We start from the raw sequence: 14,564 nt of genomic DNA on the forward strand, positions 1-14,564 counted from the left end.
GTTCAAGGCCCGGACCATCAACGCCCATCGCGGCAGTAAGGTCCCCACGCTTCGCTTCTATGTAGACGTCCCTTCGCCAATCAACCTGCTATAGCAGCCATCGCACCGGATCGCAGGTTGAAGATGGGCCCTGGAAAGCCGGACTACAGCATATCGCCGAGACTCCAATGGTTGTTCCATCGGACGTCGATTTCGTCGTCGACATTCTGATATCTGATGTCGGTGGAGAGGCGCAGCCGTCGGCTACGGTCCTGGTTGGTGGTCGAGGCGTGGATCATGTAGGGCGAGTGAAGCACCACGTCGCCGGCCTCGTAATCAGCGGCGAGCCAGCGGGTGTCGAAGCGCGCCGCCATATCGGGCAGGTCCTTCGAGATCCAGCCGCCTTCGGCCATGTGGTGGTTATAGGCGCTGATCCGCTCTTCCGCAGAAAGATCGCCGCTTGTGGCCTTGAACTCGGCTTCCATCTTGACGCCCAGGGCGTGCGAACCTTCGAGGTAGACCAGGCCACCCATCTCGGCGGGGATATCGCCGATCGGAATCCAGGCCGTTACCAGGCGGCTGGTGCCGCCACGGAGATAGACGAGATCGTAGTGGGCGGGTGTGGCCGTCGGCGATCCCGGCTGGACGAAACGCATGATCTTGCGCTTGTGGAGATAGGAGATACCCTGCAGGAAATCGTCCATGAAGCGGGCGAGTGGCGGTTGCGCGCAGAAGCCTTCATAGGCGGCGGAGCGGACGAGCGACATCAGGCGCCTGTCCGCCAGGCTTTTGTCGAAGCCACCGGCAGACGCCAAGCCCAGCGAAAAATCGCTTCCAGGCTCGACCAGCCCGGTTTCGGCGAGGCGTTCGAAGACCCAGCGGCGGAAATCGATCACATCGGCCCGCGGCAGAAGGCCTTTCAGCCAGACATAGCCATCGTCCTGGTAGCGGCGGCGGATGGCGTCGATGCCGATGCCGGGATCGGTCGGCGCGAGCCAACCGATCCGCTCCACGGGCAAGCTTCTGCCATTTGCGGCAAGAGGAAATTCCATCTTGCGAGCTTGCATGACCTCCGCAGCAATTGACATTTCACTCCTCCGTCGTTTGAGTTGACTCGTCATCAATTACCTGATCCGGCATGCCAACCGACATAGAGAAAATTTATAGCTGGACTTTTCGCTCACCATGAGAGGCGCCGAGGCCATCTATGGAACGCCGCTCGGTGCGGCCGGCGGACTGGCAGTCACCGGCAGCGGCAGGCAGCATGCCCGCCGTGCGGTGACGGACCGGAAACTACCGAGTTTCGCCGTCGTCCTGGTGGAGCGGGGACAGGGTTGGCTGGATACCGCCGCCACCGGCCGCATGAGCCTGACCGGACCTGCACTGTTCTGGCTGTTTCCCAACCGCGTGCATTCCTATGGCCCCGACGAAGGCGGCTGGGACGAGCGCTGGGCGCTTTTCGAAGGGTCGTTCACGCGGGATTTCGTGAGGCTGAGGATCATCGCGGAGCGACATCCCGTTGTGGCCCTGCATCATCTCGACGAGGTGGTGCGGCTCTTCGGCAAGCTTCATGCCGATCTGCTTGACGACACCAACCTCGGGCAGGCGTCGGCGGCATTGATGCTGCATCGCATCGTTATATCAGCCGCCAGACAGGCAAGCGGCGCGGCTGATCGACGCCAGGAAAGGCTAGATATGGCCAACATCGTGGAAACGCTACGGCGGCGGGCGATGCAACCGTTGGACCTCGCAGCCTTTGCCGCCGAGCACGGCATGTCTCCGGCCACGCTGCGCAGGCGGTTCACGCTCGAAACCGGACTGCCTCCCAAGGCATTTCAGCTTCGGGTGCGCATGGACCATGCCAAACAACTACTGGCAACCACCGACGAAAAGATCGAAACGGTGGCCGCCATGATCGGCCTGGATGACCCGTTTTATTTTTCGCGGGTCTTTCACGAACGTGAGGGCTGCAGCCCTCGCGAATTCCGTGCGAGATATCCGCGGGTTTGAGAGCCGACAACCGTGGCCGGGGTGCAGCGCCAGCCGAGCGCCGGGGCGATGTGGGTCAGGCTCGCTTCGATGAGTTTTCTCGTCGATGAAGCCGATCTTGTCACCCTCGTCGTTGCCGTGCCGAAATGGGCGCGGTCGCGGTCGTCGACCAGCGCGAAGATGGCGGCTGCCCCAGACGCTTGGCTGGCGTATCCCGTGTTCACGAAGTCATGTATGATAATGGGGCGTTAGAGACGATCTTTCATCGCGTAGGGAAAATTTCGCCGCACCACCAATTGCAGGTCCGATACCGGGTGGTTTCGTTGTCCAATGCATGAACGTCCGGCTTCGCTCATTCGCGAAGCTCCGGGCGGGGAGGGGAAAATGACGTCCAGCGCATCGAACGCCGATCTTGCGCCGTCGAGACCGTCCATCGTCCATGCTGCGGTTCAATTGGGACTTGTCGCCCTTCTGGTCTATGTCTGTGCCAGGGTCATGTTGCCCTTCATGGGCATTCTGCTTTGGTCGGTGATCCTGGCGGTCATGCTTCATCCCTTGCATCTGCGCCTGTCCGGCCGGATCGGCAATCGCTGGTCGGCATTTCTCATCGGGATGGTCGGCGTTGCCGTCGTGCTGGTGCCGATGTTCGTCGTCGTCACATCGCTTGGATCTTCCATTTATTCGCTTGTTTCCGGCTTGCAGAACCACAGCCTGACAATTCCGCCGCCTCCCACGTGGCTTGCCGACCTGCCGGTGGTCGGGGCGAAGCTCTCGGAGGGCTGGTCGCTCACTGCCGCCAACCTGCCCTCGGCGCTCCGTCAATACGGTCAGATGCTGAGCAAACCTGCCGCCTGGCTCGCATCTTTCGCCGGAGGCCTCGCCGCCGGTGGCCTATCCTTCGTTCTTTCCATCGCGATCGCCGCCGTGCTTGTCGCCTATGCCAAGGGTGCTGCGGCCTTTGCCCTCAGTCTGCTGGAGCTCGTCACCAACAGTAAGGCGCGGGGTGCCCGGCTCATCCATCTGACTGCCACAACGATCCGGGGAGTGGCGGTCGGCGTGGTCGGCGTGGCAGTGATCCAGTCGATGCTCGTTGGCATTGGCTTCTTTGCGATTGGTGTTCCGGCGGCCGCCGCTCTAACGCTCGTCACGTTTCTCTTGGCAGTCGTGCAGATACCGCCGCTGCTGCTGACGCTGCCCGTCATGGCCTATGTCTTTGCCACGGAGGCAACAACACCGGCAATCATCTTCGCCATATGGTCCTTGATCGCCGGGCTGAGCGACAATTTGCTCAAACCCTTGATGCTCGGCCGTGGATCGGACGTGCCAATGCCGGTCATTTTGATCGGTGTCATCGGAGGGATGATAGCCGACGGCCTTCTCGGTATATTTGTTGGCCCCGTGCTGCTGGCCGTCGGCTTCGTGTTGCTGATGGAATGGCTGCATCAGCGCCCGGCCGAGGACGGACCCCGAATCGAAGGTCCGGCCCCATGATTACAGTTATTAGCCTCGGCTTGCTTGCGATGTCGATATGCCTCGCACTGCAGGCACTGGCTTCAGTGCTGGCCGCGCGTTATTTTGCTCACGCGCGCACGCAACCGATGGGCCGAAAGCCCTGGCGAAGGATCTTCCTGCAATTCTCGGTTCTGATGATCGTGCTCATGCTGGGCAATATCTTCCAGGTCGTTTTCTGGGCGCTTTTATATCGTGCGCTCGGCGCCTTCGAGGACTTCGAGACGGCCATGTATTTTTCCGGCGTCACCTTCACGTCGCTTGGTTATGGCGATGTGGTGCTTGACGGCCGTATCCGGCTGCTTGGGCCGCTGCAGGCAGCCAATGGGCTCATGATGTTCGGGATCACAACGGCCCTGTTTTTCTCGGCTATCCAGCACGCCACGGGGAAATTGGCCGCGGCACACCGAACGGCGCATGAGCCCTAATGCATGTCGCCTAAAAGTGTGCAGCGGTTTTGGGACAACGACATGCATATAAACGAAGATCTAAAGCGCGTCGCGACGCGCTTTAGAGTGCTGGAGCTTTGCCGACGAAGACGGCTTGCCCGGGACATTAGCGCCAACCCATCGCAGGCGCGACGTGGGTCAGGATCGCTTCGATGACATGGGCGTTGTATTCGACGCCGAGCTGGTTGGGGACGGTGAGCAGCAGCGTGTCGGCCTCGGCGATCGCCTCGTCTTCGGCGAGCTGTTTGATCAGGGCATCGGGTTCGGCGGCATAGCTGCGACCGAAGATTGCGCGGGTCTTCTCATCGATGAAGCCGATCTTGTCCTCACCGTCGTTGCCGTAGCCGAAATAGGCGCGGTCGCGGTCGTCGACGAGGGCAAAAATGCTGCGGCTGACCGAGATGCGCGGCTGGCGCGTGTGGCTGGCTTCTTTCCAGGCCGCGCGGTATGCCCGGATCTGGTCGGCCTGCTGGACGTGGAAGGGCTCGCCCGTCTCATCGTCCTTTAACGTTGAACTCTGCAGGTTCATGCCGAGCTTGGCCGCCCAGACGGCGGTGGCATTCGAGCTCGCGCCCCACCATATCCGCTCGCGCAGGCCCTCGGAATGCGGCTCGAGGCGCAAGAGGCCGGGCGGATTGGGAAACATCGGCCGTGGGTTCGGCTTGGCAAATCCTTCGCCGCGCAGCACCTCCAGGAAGACTTCGGCATGGTGGCGAGCCATGTCGGCCTCGCTCTGGCCTTCGGGCGGGGCGTAGCCGAAATGGCGCCAGCCATCGATCACCTGTTCGGGCGAACCGCGGCTGATGCCGAGCTGCAGGCGGCCGCCGGCGATGAGGTCGGCCGCACCGGCATCCTCGGCCATATAAAGCGGGTTCTCGTAGCGCATGTCGATGACGGCGGTGCCGATCTCGATCCGGTTGGTTCGGGCACCGACGGCGGATAGCAGCGGGAAGGGTGCGGCCAGCTGTCGGGCGAAATGATGCACGCGAAAATACGCCCCGTCAGCCCCGAGCTCCTCGGCCGCCACCGCAAGCTCGATCGACTGCAGCAGCGCATCGCCGGCGGAGCGCGTCTGCGATTGGGGCGAGGGCGTCCAGTGCCCGAACGAGAGGAAACCGATCTTCTTCATACCGATGCCGCACCTTGATCCGTTGTGTCTGGGGTCGATGGGTCATCGCACAATTTCGGCCCGAAAGACAATCGGAACCGGATGAGTTCGGCGTATCACTTCTGCGGCATTGGCCTGCCATCCGCCGCTATAACCGACAGAGAGATTGTTACGGCCGCGCTAACCCCCTGACATAAACGCGTGTTACAGCCTCCGCCGGCTGCGGCGTGAGCATGGAGTTTTGATGGACCAGCGCAGGGGCTCCTCATTCGAAGAAATCGACGTCGTCGCAAATTACCGGTATCGTCCGCCTTATCCCGATGCCGTCTTTCGAAAGCTTCTGGCGATAGCTCCGCGGTCGGAGCATCTGCTGGATATCGGTTGCGGACCGGGAAAAATCTCCCGCCCGCTGTCAGGTTCGTTTGCGAGTGTCACAGCGGTCGATCCCTCCGCGCATATGATTGTGCTGGGCAGATCGCTGCCGGGTGGCGGCGCTGAGAATATCCGCTGGATAGAAAGTTTCGCCGAGAATTTCCCGACCGATGGCCAGCGCTTCGATCTGACGGTCGCAGCAGCCAGTATTCACTGGATGGATCATGCCAGGCTGTTTCCGCATCTTCTGGCGAGTGCCGCGCCAGGTCACGTCATGGCGGTGGTTTCCGGCGACGACCCGTTCGAGCCTGCGTGGCTATCGGATTGGCATTCATTCCTGGGGAAGTGGGTTCCTGAGGTGACCGGCCAGCCTTTCGATCACAGCAGATGGTCCGAGGGCATGCGAAGCTACCAGAGCTATCTTGACCTGCATGGCAGCGAGGACTTCATATCGGAGCATCCCTTCGAGCAGAGCGTCGAGGATTTCGTCTCCTGCCAGCATTCGCGCGACACCTTCGCACCTTCGAAACTTGGCGATCGTATCGCGACCTTCGACACGGAACTCTCTGAATTGCTACGCGCCTATTCGAATGATGATCGGTTGAGCTTTGTCGTATGCACCAGGATTGTCTGGGGCGAAATCAAGCTGATCTGAGAAGACACGAGAAGAGGGGAACCAAAGGGAACAAGCGGCGATCTCAGCCATCTCAAGATCACGCGCCGCCAACATTCTCCATCTGCTGCCGCACGCCGTTGAAGACCTGCGCCGGCACGCGCAGTCCGGCATCGTCCTGATAGAGGGCCTGCAGCTCGCCGAAGCGTTGGTCTGCGTCGATCGTCAGCGCGGCGAGGCGATCGAAGCGCGCCAAGCCATCCGGAGATATTTCTTCCTCGGGCTGCGGCATAGCTCCCCAATTGTCCCATGGAAGCATCTCCATGTTGTTGAGCGCGGCGAAGTCGCGCACGAGGTTCATGGCAATGAACCAGAAACCGGACTCGTCGAAGATGCCGAATTTGCCGGGGTCGGCGGCGCCGGCGCGACAGCGCTGCCAGGTTTCGCCGGCGCTGAGGAATTTGCCCGGCGGCTGGTCGAGGGGATTGAAATCGAGTTTCAAGGCGGCGCGCTGGAGATCGTCGATCTGGAAATCCGCGGACACCCAGCGCTCTCCGTCCCAATATTCGGCGAGCCAGTGATCGATGCCCTTGCCGGCCTCGAAATACATGCCGAAGCCGCAGCGGGCACGTGCCGGGACGCCCTGGGCCTTGAGTGCCGCGCAGGCGAGAACGGTGAAATGGCGGCACACGCCGATGCTGCGCTTCTCCGGTGGGCGCGGAATGTCGAGCGGGGCGGGATCGATCGCCATGATCGTATCGAGTATCTCTCGCGCCGGCCGCGTGTGTGACTGCGCCCTTCGCGCCGGGGTGAGCGGCTGATTGTAGCGCGGAGCCCAGGCTTCATGCAGCAGCGTGCCGTGCACGGCCGCAGCAACGGTTTCGACGCCCTTGAGCGCTGCAAGGGCGGGGGCATGCGGCCCGGCCGATGTCATCGGGCCGGGGCGCGTGTAGAAATCGACAGGGCTCTGATATCCGCTCATGCCGGGCAGTATGATAAAACCAGACCAACGGAGCAAGGTCCCGCGGGCCATGCGTGAGGCCCGCGAGCGAAGCACGGGAGGTCCTTATCGCGCAGCTTCAAGCAAAGGCAGAGGGAATTGCCGTAAGCGGCTGAGTGGGAGTCGGTTTCGGGCTCGAGGACGCGGCGGCTTCAATAATAGGCCGATTTAAACGGGGTCACAGCGGCACCCATGGCCGAGGCGTCGCTTGCGATTTCGGAGATCACAAGCTTCGGGCGTGGGCGCGGCACGCCGTAGCGGGGGCGGTCGTAGATCTCGGTCCGGTCTATCAGCATCTGCGCCAGGGCGTAAGGGACCTGGCCGCCGAAGATGATCGACTGTGGGTCGTAGATCGCCCAGATCGCATTGATGAGGCGGTTATAGGCCGGCGTCACCTCATCAACCCACTCTGTCACTCCCGGCCATTTCCGATCGAAATGCTTGCGCATATAGCTGATCGAGGGAACGTCGACGCCGTTGCGGTTGAGTTTTTCGATCAGGTACTGCAAGGCCGGCCGGCGCTTGTTTTCCTCGGCGTCGTAGATGCCCGAGAATTCGCCGGCATTGCCGATGCCGTTATGCAGGAGTTCGCCGTTGGTGATCAGGCCGCCGCCGAAGCCGTAATTGAAGCTGAGATAGGCGAAGTGCTTCATGTAACGGCCGACACCGAACATGGATTCGGCGATGGCTCCCGTCTTGGCGCCGTTGTGCACCCAGACCGGCTTGTTGAAAAATTCCGACAACAGCGGGCCGAGCTCGATCAGCGACCATTCATGCAGTGGGAGGGGCGCATTGAAGCGGGTGCCGCTGACGTGAAAGCCGGCAATGGCAAAGCCGATGCCGAAGAAGGCCTCTTCGGAAAGATTGTTTGCCCTCTGGTGCTCGATCAGCTGCTCGCGAACGAGATCCAGCGCCTGGGCCATGGTGCGTTCGCGCAGGGCGATGCTGCTTTCGGCCAGCACATTGCCCGATATATCCATCAGGCAGATGCCTATCACATCGGTGTTGACAGAGATGCCGCAGGAATAGGCGTAGCGGCCGTCGAGCCTAAGCGTCGGGCTCGGCTGGCCGCGGCCGGCGCCGGGCTTCGGCGAGCCGAAGGAAACGATGCCGCGCTCCTCCAGCTGGTCGATGATGCGGTAGACGGACTGCTGGGTGAGATCGGTGTGGGCGGTGACTTCCGACCGGGAAAGGCCGGGATTGCGCCAGATCAGCTTCAGCAGGTCGCGCTCGTTCGAGGAGACGACGCCGCCGCCTTCGCGCAGGAAGCGCGGCGCGATCAGCGGCTCCGGAAAATAGGCCATATCAAACACCTCCTTCGTCAAAAATTACCATCGAGGTGTAGTAATTATTGTTGTCTTCCTGGCCACTTAGCTCATTTATCCTATAGCAGCAGCCTCGTTCCACGACAAGTGTCATGTGTGCGTCACCAAATTGTTACACACTGTGTGTAGTAAATCGCCGTCACGGTGCTGGGCATGAACCCGGCTATCAAAACAGGCGAGGGCAAGATGAAGATTTCCATTCTCGCGGCTGCGGCCGCGCTGATGGCGGGCGCGTGTTCCGCGCAGGCCGCCAATATCGAATTCTGGTACGGCAATACGGGCGTCGTCGAAAAGGCGATCCAGGACCAGTGCGCCGCTTTCAATGCCGAGCAATCTGCGCATCACATCACCTGCGTCGGCCAGGGCAGCTACGAAGTGTCGATGCAGAAGGCGATCGCCGCTTTCCGGGCAAAGAACCATCCCGTCCTCATTCAGTTCTTCGATGCCGGCACGCTCGACCTGATGCTGTCGGATGCCGTCGTCCCGGTTCAGGACGTACTGCCCGAGGTCAAGTGGGACAATTACATCGCCGGGGCGCGCGCCTATTACGAAACATCCGGCGGCAAGCTTTTCGCGCAGCCTTACAATTCCTCGACGCTGCTGTTCTACACCAACAAGACCGAGTTTGAGAAAGCCGGCGTCACCAAGACGCCGACGACCTGGGAAGAGATCATCGAGGCCGCCCGCAAGCTGAAGGCTTCAGGCCATGAATGCCCCTTCACCACCGACGGCGATACCTGGCGCGTGCTGGAACAGTTCTCGGCCCGTCACGGTCTGCCGATCGCCTCCGAGCATAATGGCTATGACGGCCTCGACGCCGAATATGTCTTCAACACCACCTTTGCCGCCAAGCATCTCCAGAACCTGGTCGACTGGCGCAAGGAAGGTCTCGTCAAGCTCGGGACCGATACCAAGGCCGGCAATTTCACCGCCGCCTTTAACACCGGCGAATGCGCGATGATGGAGAATTCGTCGGGCTCCTACACCGCGTCCGCCAAGGCTTTCGACGGCAAATACCAGATCACTGTCGGCATGGCGCCGATGTATCAGGGCCATGAGCGCCACAACACGCTCGTCGGCGGCGCCTCGATCTACATCATGAAGGGCCACGACAAGGCCGAGGTCGAAGGCGCCAAGGCCTTCCTCGATTTCCTGCGCCGTCCCGAACAGCAGATGTTCCTAACCGCCGCCACCGGCTACGTGCCCGTCACCAACGACGTGATGGATGCGATCGCCAAGAGCGGCGAAGCGAACTCGCCGAAATATGCAACGGCCGCCGTCGGCATCGAATCGATGAACCAGCCGCGCACGCCCGATACCCGCGGCATCCGCCTCGGCTTCTACGTGCAGTTCCGCCAGGTGTTCATGGAAGAAACCCAGAAGGCATTCGCCGGCCAGCAGACCATGCAGGTGGCGCTCGACAATGCCAAGAAGCGCGGCGACGAGCTGCTGCGCCGCTTCGAGCAGACCTACAAGGGCGTGAAGCTGCCCTGATCGCGAGCTGATCCAAACCCCACGCACGGGCGCTCGAAGCGCCCGTGCGTCAGGCACGGGGCGTTCTCGGCTCGCCCCGTGCCGCTCTTCTAATCCAGGATGCTGCCATGACGTCGGAATCTTCGCTCTTCAACCACCGCTGGCTGCCGCTTCTCCTGGTAGCGCCGCTGATGCTGCTGATCGCGCTGTTCTTCTATGTGCCTGTTTTTCAGGCCTTTTACTGGTCGTTCTTCCTGGAGCGCCCATTCGGCGGCGGTTCGATGTTCGTCGGCTGGGATAATTTCGCCCGTGTGCTGTCCGATCCCGAATTCTGGGAGGCCGGCTGGCGTACCGTCATCTTCATGGTGACCGCCTCATCGCTGGCGGTGCTGATTCCGCTGGTCCTTGCGGTCGCGGCCGATCGGAAGATCCGCCTGGCGCTGCCGGCGCGCAACGTGCTGATCTGGCCGAAGGGGGTCGCGGGCGCTTCGATCGGCGTCGTCTTCGCCTTCATCTTCAATCCCTTCGTCGGCATCCTGGCGCCGCTCAACAGCGCTTTTCCCGGCATATGGGCGCCCGGCATCGACGGCACGGATGCCTTCATCACGCTGATTGCAGCCCATGTCTGGGGCGGCATCCCGTTCAATTTCGTCATCTTGCTCGCCGGCTTGCAATCGATCCCGAAGACCATGCACCAGGCAGCGGCGATGGACGGGACCGGGCCGTGGCGGCGCGTCTTCGACGTGCAGCTGCCTCTTATCATGCCGCAGCTCTTCCTGACGCTGGTGCTCGAGTTCACCGAGAGCGTCACCTCGGCCTTCGCGCTGATCGATACGATCACCAAGGGCGGTCCAGGCGGCTCGACGACTTTGCTCGTCTACAAGATCTATACCGACGGCTTCACAGGCTACGACCTTTCCGGCGCCTCGACCCAGACGGCGATCCTGATGGTCTTCGTCGTCCTCCTCACCGCCGCCCAGTTCCTCTTCCTCGGCCGGCGCATCAATTACGAGCGGTGACCCATGATCGAAAACGCACGTTCCCTCAACATCGCAGCCAGCTTCATCCTCGTCGTCGGCATCGTCTATATTCTCGGGCCGCTCTACCTGACGCTTGCGACCGCCTCGCAGTCCTATGAATTCATGCTGCGCAACGGGCTTGCCTGGTATCCCGGCACCGCGCTTTTTTCCAATATGGCGCGGGTTTTTGCCGAGACGCATATCCCGATCCAGATGGTCAACAGCATGCTGACCGCCTTCAGCGTTGCGATCTTCACCTGCATCCTGTCGTTCCTGTCGGCCTATGCGATCGTCTATTTCCGCATTCGCTGGGCGGGCGTTGTCTTCGCGCTCATTCTCGCGACCATCATGCTGCCGCTCGATATCCGCGTCATCACCACCTATCAGGTGGCCTCGAACGTGTTTTCGCCGCTGAATGCTCTGCTTGACGTTACCGGCCTCAATGATTTGATCGCAAATATCTTCGGTGCGCCGGTGAAGCTCGAATGGAGCGTGCTGAACACGCATCTCGGCCTCGTCGCGCCGCTTGTGGCGCATGGCACCGGCACCTTCCTGTTCCGCCAGTTCTTCCTCACCCTGCCGAAAGACCTTTTCAAGGCGGCGCGCATGGATGGTGCAGGGCCGATCCGCTTCCTGTTCGACATCCTGCTGCCGCTGTCGCGAACGAGCTTCGCCGCGCTTTTCGTGCTCACCTTCCTCAGCGGCTGGACGCAATATCTCTGGCCGCTCGTTGCCGCTTCGACACCTGATATGCAGACGGCCGTCGTCGGTCTTGCGCGGCTCGTTCCCGATGCCGACGGCGAAGTCCCCGATTTCCCGATGATCATGGCCGCTACCGTTATCGTTTCCATCATTCCGCTCGCGATGATCGCGCTCCTGCAGCGCTATCTCGTCCAGGGCCTCGTTCTCACGGAGAAATAGCCATGAACGCCATCGACATGGCCATCCGCGCCGCCGCGGCCAACATCACGCTCTCAGGCGTCAGCAAGGCCTATGACGCCGAGACCATCGTCATCCCGTCGATGGATGTCGAGCTCAGGGCCGGCGAATTCACCGTCGTGCTCGGGCCTTCGGGCTGCGGCAAGTCCACGCTTTTGCAGATGATCGCCGGCCTCGAACGGGTGAGCGGCGGCACGATCGTCATCGGCGGCCGGCAGGTGCAGGATCTGGAACCGAAACATCGCGGCTGCGCCATGGTGTTCCAGAACTATGCGCTCTATCCGCATATGAGCGTCTTCGACAACATTGCCTACAGCCTCAGGGTCGCCGGTATGCAGAAGGCCGAGCGCATCGAGCGGGTCGGGGCGGTGGCGAAGATGCTCGGCCTTTCCGATTATCTCGGCCGCAAGCCCGGGCATCTCTCCGGCGGCCAGCGCCAGCGCGTCGCGATCGGCCGGGCCATCGTGCGCGAACCCGGCGTGCTTCTGTTCGACGAGCCGCTTTCCAACCTCGATGCGCAACTGCGCCACGACATGCGCGTCGAACTGGCCGAACTGCACCGGCGCATCGGCGCCACCACCGTCTTCGTCACCCACGATCAGGTGGAGGCGATGACGCTGGCCGACCGCATCCTCATCCTCAATAAGGGACGGATCGAACAGTTCGACACGCCGAAGACGATCTATCACCATCCGGCCTCGGTGTTTGTTGCGAAGTTCATCGGCGCGCCGCCGATGAACATCCTGCCGGTCACCGGCGACGGCACGGCGCTCAGGCTCGCCGACGGGCAGGTGGTGGCGCAAGCGCGGCTTACCGGCGCCTATCAGCTCGGCATTCGGCCCGAGGATATCCTCATCGGCGGCACGGCCAAGGGACAGGTGGTCAACTCGGCTATGCGGTTTCGCGAGGATCTCGGCTCACACTGTATCCTGGCAGCCGAGCTCGGCGGCTCGGTTGTCAGGATCGCGACACCCTTCGGCGTCGAAATACCGGATCATAGCCAACTCTCTCTCAATCTCCCTGCCACCCGCCTGCATCTCTTCGATGCGGAAAGCGGCAGGGCCATACCCGGCGCCCTCGGCGCGCACTCAAAGGAAGTCCCATGAAATACATCGACCATATTGCCGACCCGTCGCGTTCCTGCGCCATCGTCGCCCATCGCGGCGCGTGGCATCAGGCTCCCGAAAACAGCCTTGCCGCGATCGAGAATGCGATTGCCGGCGGCTATGACATCGTCGAGGTGGACATTCGGCAGAGCGCCGACGGCGTGCTGTTCATCCTGCATGACGACACGCTCGAGCGCATGGCCGGCATCGATCGCGTCGCCGAGGAGATGACGATCGCCGAGATCACCAACCTCAAGCTGCGCATGGCCGATGGCGGGCCGGACCAGCCGTTCACGAGTGAGACCATTCCGACGCTGGAACAGGTGCTCGAAACCGTGCGTGGCCGCATCTTCGTCGATCTCGATCTCAAGGACCTCGAGATGATGGGCATCGTCGCCGCCAAGGTCAAAGAGATGGGCATGGCCGATCAGGTCGATCTCAAGGCTCGCGCCGACACGCCGGAGGCGCTGGCTTGGCTCGCCAGGCAGCCCGGCATCGACGGCATTCCGTTCATGGGCCAGGCGTTCTTCAGGGTCGGGAGCGCCGAAGAGACCGCCAAGGCAGTCATCGCGGCGCGCCCCTTCATGTGCGAAGCCAAGTTCGATGAGCTTGAGACGCTGGCCGGCCAGCACGAGCGTCTGCGCAACGCCGGAATCTCGCTCTGGGTCAACACGCTCGATCCGGTCTCCTGCTGCGGCTTGACCGACAGCGCGGCCCTTGAAGATCCCAATGCGATCTGGGGGCGGATGATGGCGGCCGGCATCAGCGTCATCCAGACCGACCAGCCGGCGGCGCTCAAGGCCTATATCGAGGCGCGCCGCGCATGAGGGAAGTGTCGGACGACATATTCTCCGCCGTGATGGAGGATATGCGCCGGGCGGCGGAGGCGGAAATCCTGCCCCGCTTCCTCGGCGTCACCGCCGAGGGCATCCGCACCAAGACCGCGCCCGACGATCTGGTGACCGATGCCGATCTCGGCGCCGAGCGGCGGCTCACCGAAGCGCTGTCCGCGCACTTTCCCGAGGCATTGCTGGTCGGCGAGGAAGCGGTCTCCGCCAATCCCGCCATTCTGACGCGGCTTGGCGACGCCGATCTCGCTGTCATCATCGATCCTGTCGATGGCACCTGGAATTTCGCCCATGGCGTGCCGCTGTTCGGCATGATCGTGGCGATCGTCTCGGGCGGCGAGACGGTGGCCGGGCTGATCCACTATCCCGTGACCGGCGATTTCCTTGCCGCCCGGCCGGGGCAGGGCGCATGGCACATCGCCCGCGATGGCACGCAGACCCGCCTCAGCGTCGCCCCGCCGGCGCCAATCGGTGACATGCACGGCTTTGTGCCGCTGCATATGTTCCCCGCCGAGGAGCAGCCGGCCTACGCTCGGAGCATGCTGCACTTTGCCCGCACGACCACATGGCGCTGCTCGGCTTATGAATACCGGGCGGTGGCAACAGGCGCTATGAGCTTTTCGCTCAACGCCGAGCTCAAACCCTGGGACCACGCCGCCGGCGTGCTGATCCATCACGAAGCTGGCGGCTACGGGGCATTGCTCAGCGGCGAAGCCTATCGTCCTGCGATGGCCAGGGGCCGGCTGCTGCTGGCGCCGGATTCGGCAAGCTGGGAGGCGATCCGCCGGAGCTTTGTCGAGGGGAGATAGCGGTTGCGTTTCGGCAGGACGCTCTG

Annotated in this window: 14 protein-coding genes; 10 read left to right on the forward strand and 4 right to left on the reverse strand. The window is 62.2% G+C overall.

Going from position 1 to position 14,564, the window contains the following annotated elements:
- Positions 1–143: 143 nt before the first annotated feature.
- The gene (locus tag HX898_RS01840) at positions 144–1,067 is read right to left on the reverse strand and encodes a phytanoyl-CoA dioxygenase family protein (protein ID WP_138330643.1); all 924 of its coding nucleotides are present in this window, start codon (positions 1,065–1,067) and stop codon (positions 144–146) included.
- A gap of 97 nt (positions 1,068–1,164) precedes the next feature.
- Between HX898_RS01840 and HX898_RS01845 the strand changes: the two genes are divergently transcribed.
- From HX898_RS01845 to HX898_RS01855, 3 genes are all read left to right on the forward strand, one after another.
- Positions 1,165–1,989: an AraC family transcriptional regulator gene (locus HX898_RS01845; RefSeq protein WP_180193832.1), complete on the forward strand. Its 825-nt coding sequence runs from the start codon at positions 1,165–1,167 to the stop codon at positions 1,987–1,989.
- A 363-nt stretch (positions 1,990–2,352) separates the two neighbouring features.
- On the forward strand, positions 2,353–3,459 hold the full coding sequence (locus HX898_RS01850; protein ID WP_180193833.1) for an AI-2E family transporter: 1,107 nt from the start codon (positions 2,353–2,355) through the stop codon (positions 3,457–3,459).
- Positions 3,456–3,905, forward strand: coding sequence for a potassium channel family protein (locus HX898_RS01855; RefSeq protein WP_138330646.1), 450 nt, complete (start codon positions 3,456–3,458; stop codon positions 3,903–3,905). Before HX898_RS01850 ends, HX898_RS01855 begins: the two co-directional genes overlap by 4 nt.
- 127 nt (positions 3,906–4,032) lie before the next feature.
- Here HX898_RS01855 and HX898_RS01860 read toward each other — a convergent pair whose 3' ends face one another.
- Positions 4,033–5,055 (reverse strand): LLM class flavin-dependent oxidoreductase, encoded by a 1,023-nt coding sequence (locus HX898_RS01860; protein ID WP_180193834.1) that lies wholly within the window; start codon positions 5,053–5,055, stop codon positions 4,033–4,035.
- A gap of 223 nt (positions 5,056–5,278) precedes the next feature.
- On the opposite strand from HX898_RS01860, the gene HX898_RS01865 reads away from it, so the two are divergent.
- A complete protein-coding gene (locus tag HX898_RS01865) occupies positions 5,279–6,061 on the forward strand; it encodes a class I SAM-dependent methyltransferase (RefSeq protein WP_180193835.1) in 783 nt (260 codons plus the stop codon).
- Between the two features lie 58 nt (positions 6,062–6,119).
- Here HX898_RS01865 and HX898_RS01870 read toward each other — a convergent pair whose 3' ends face one another.
- Together HX898_RS01870 and HX898_RS01875 are read right to left on the reverse strand one after the other, a co-directional pair.
- Positions 6,120–7,001, reverse strand: a complete 882-nt coding sequence (locus HX898_RS01870; protein ID WP_180193836.1) for a transglutaminase-like domain-containing protein — start codon at positions 6,999–7,001, stop codon at positions 6,120–6,122.
- A gap of 170 nt (positions 7,002–7,171) precedes the next feature.
- Positions 7,172–8,323, reverse strand: coding sequence for an ROK family transcriptional regulator (locus HX898_RS01875; RefSeq protein WP_138330650.1), 1,152 nt, complete (start codon positions 8,321–8,323; stop codon positions 7,172–7,174).
- Between the two features lie 207 nt (positions 8,324–8,530).
- On the opposite strand from HX898_RS01875, the gene HX898_RS01880 reads away from it, so the two are divergent.
- The 6 genes from HX898_RS01880 to HX898_RS01905 all read left to right on the forward strand — a co-directional run bounded on the left by HX898_RS01880 (position 8,531) and on the right by HX898_RS01905 (position 14,538).
- A complete protein-coding gene (locus HX898_RS01880) occupies positions 8,531–9,838 on the forward strand; it encodes an extracellular solute-binding protein (RefSeq protein ID WP_180193837.1) in 1,308 nt (435 codons plus the stop codon).
- 107 nt (positions 9,839–9,945) lie between these two features.
- The gene (locus HX898_RS01885) at positions 9,946–10,836 is read left to right on the forward strand and encodes a sugar ABC transporter permease (protein ID WP_180193838.1); all 891 of its coding nucleotides are present in this window, start codon (positions 9,946–9,948) and stop codon (positions 10,834–10,836) included.
- Between the two features lie 3 nt (positions 10,837–10,839).
- Positions 10,840–11,757, forward strand: a complete 918-nt coding sequence (locus HX898_RS01890) for an ABC transporter permease subunit (protein WP_138387263.1) — start codon at positions 10,840–10,842, stop codon at positions 11,755–11,757.
- 2 nt (positions 11,758–11,759) lie between these two features.
- Positions 11,760–12,881 (forward strand): sn-glycerol-3-phosphate ABC transporter ATP-binding protein UgpC, encoded by a 1,122-nt coding sequence (gene ugpC / locus HX898_RS01895; RefSeq protein ID WP_180193839.1) that lies wholly within the window; start codon positions 11,760–11,762, stop codon positions 12,879–12,881.
- On the forward strand, positions 12,878–13,708 hold the full coding sequence (locus HX898_RS01900; protein WP_180193840.1) for a glycerophosphodiester phosphodiesterase family protein: 831 nt from the start codon (positions 12,878–12,880) through the stop codon (positions 13,706–13,708). The genes ugpC and HX898_RS01900 overlap by 4 nt, the downstream gene beginning before the upstream one ends.
- Positions 13,705–14,538 (forward strand): inositol monophosphatase, encoded by an 834-nt coding sequence (locus HX898_RS01905; RefSeq protein ID WP_180193841.1) that lies wholly within the window; start codon positions 13,705–13,707, stop codon positions 14,536–14,538. The genes HX898_RS01900 and HX898_RS01905 overlap by 4 nt, the downstream gene beginning before the upstream one ends.
- Positions 14,539–14,564: the final 26 nt, after the last annotated feature.

It is taken from the genome of Rhizobium sp. WYCCWR 11128 (assembly GCF_013416305.1).
GTDB lineage: Bacteria > Pseudomonadota > Alphaproteobacteria > Rhizobiales > Rhizobiaceae > Rhizobium > Rhizobium indicum.

Excerpts from the sequence above, each read along its gene's own strand:
- HX898_RS01905 (WP_180193841.1), top strand. The coding sequence starts at position 13,705 with ATGAGGGAAGTGTCGGACGACATATTCTCCGCCGTGATGGAGGATATG.
- HX898_RS01885 (WP_180193838.1), top strand. The coding sequence starts at position 9,946 with ATGACGTCGGAATCTTCGCTCTTCAACCACCGCTGGCTGCCGCTTCTC.
- HX898_RS01860 (WP_180193834.1), bottom strand. The coding sequence starts at position 5,055 with ATGAAGAAGATCGGTTTCCTCTCGTTCGGGCACTGGACGCCCTCGCCC.
- HX898_RS01870 (WP_180193836.1), bottom strand. The coding sequence starts at position 7,001 with ATGAGCGGATATCAGAGCCCTGTCGATTTCTACACGCGCCCCGGCCCG.
- HX898_RS01900 (WP_180193840.1), top strand. The coding sequence starts at position 12,878 with ATGAAATACATCGACCATATTGCCGACCCGTCGCGTTCCTGCGCCATC.
- HX898_RS01875 (WP_138330650.1), bottom strand. The coding sequence starts at position 8,323 with ATGGCCTATTTTCCGGAGCCGCTGATCGCGCCGCGCTTCCTGCGCGAA.
- HX898_RS01840 (WP_138330643.1), bottom strand. The coding sequence starts at position 1,067 with ATGTCAATTGCTGCGGAGGTCATGCAAGCTCGCAAGATGGAATTTCCT.
- HX898_RS01880 (WP_180193837.1), top strand. The coding sequence starts at position 8,531 with ATGAAGATTTCCATTCTCGCGGCTGCGGCCGCGCTGATGGCGGGCGCG.
- HX898_RS01865 (WP_180193835.1), top strand. The coding sequence starts at position 5,279 with ATGGACCAGCGCAGGGGCTCCTCATTCGAAGAAATCGACGTCGTCGCA.
- ugpC (WP_180193839.1), top strand. The coding sequence starts at position 11,760 with ATGAACGCCATCGACATGGCCATCCGCGCCGCCGCGGCCAACATCACG.
- HX898_RS01855 (WP_138330646.1), top strand. The coding sequence starts at position 3,456 with ATGATTACAGTTATTAGCCTCGGCTTGCTTGCGATGTCGATATGCCTC.
- HX898_RS01890 (WP_138387263.1), top strand. The coding sequence starts at position 10,840 with ATGATCGAAAACGCACGTTCCCTCAACATCGCAGCCAGCTTCATCCTC.
- HX898_RS01850 (WP_180193833.1), top strand. The coding sequence starts at position 2,353 with ATGACGTCCAGCGCATCGAACGCCGATCTTGCGCCGTCGAGACCGTCC.
- HX898_RS01845 (WP_180193832.1), top strand. The coding sequence starts at position 1,165 with ATGAGAGGCGCCGAGGCCATCTATGGAACGCCGCTCGGTGCGGCCGGC.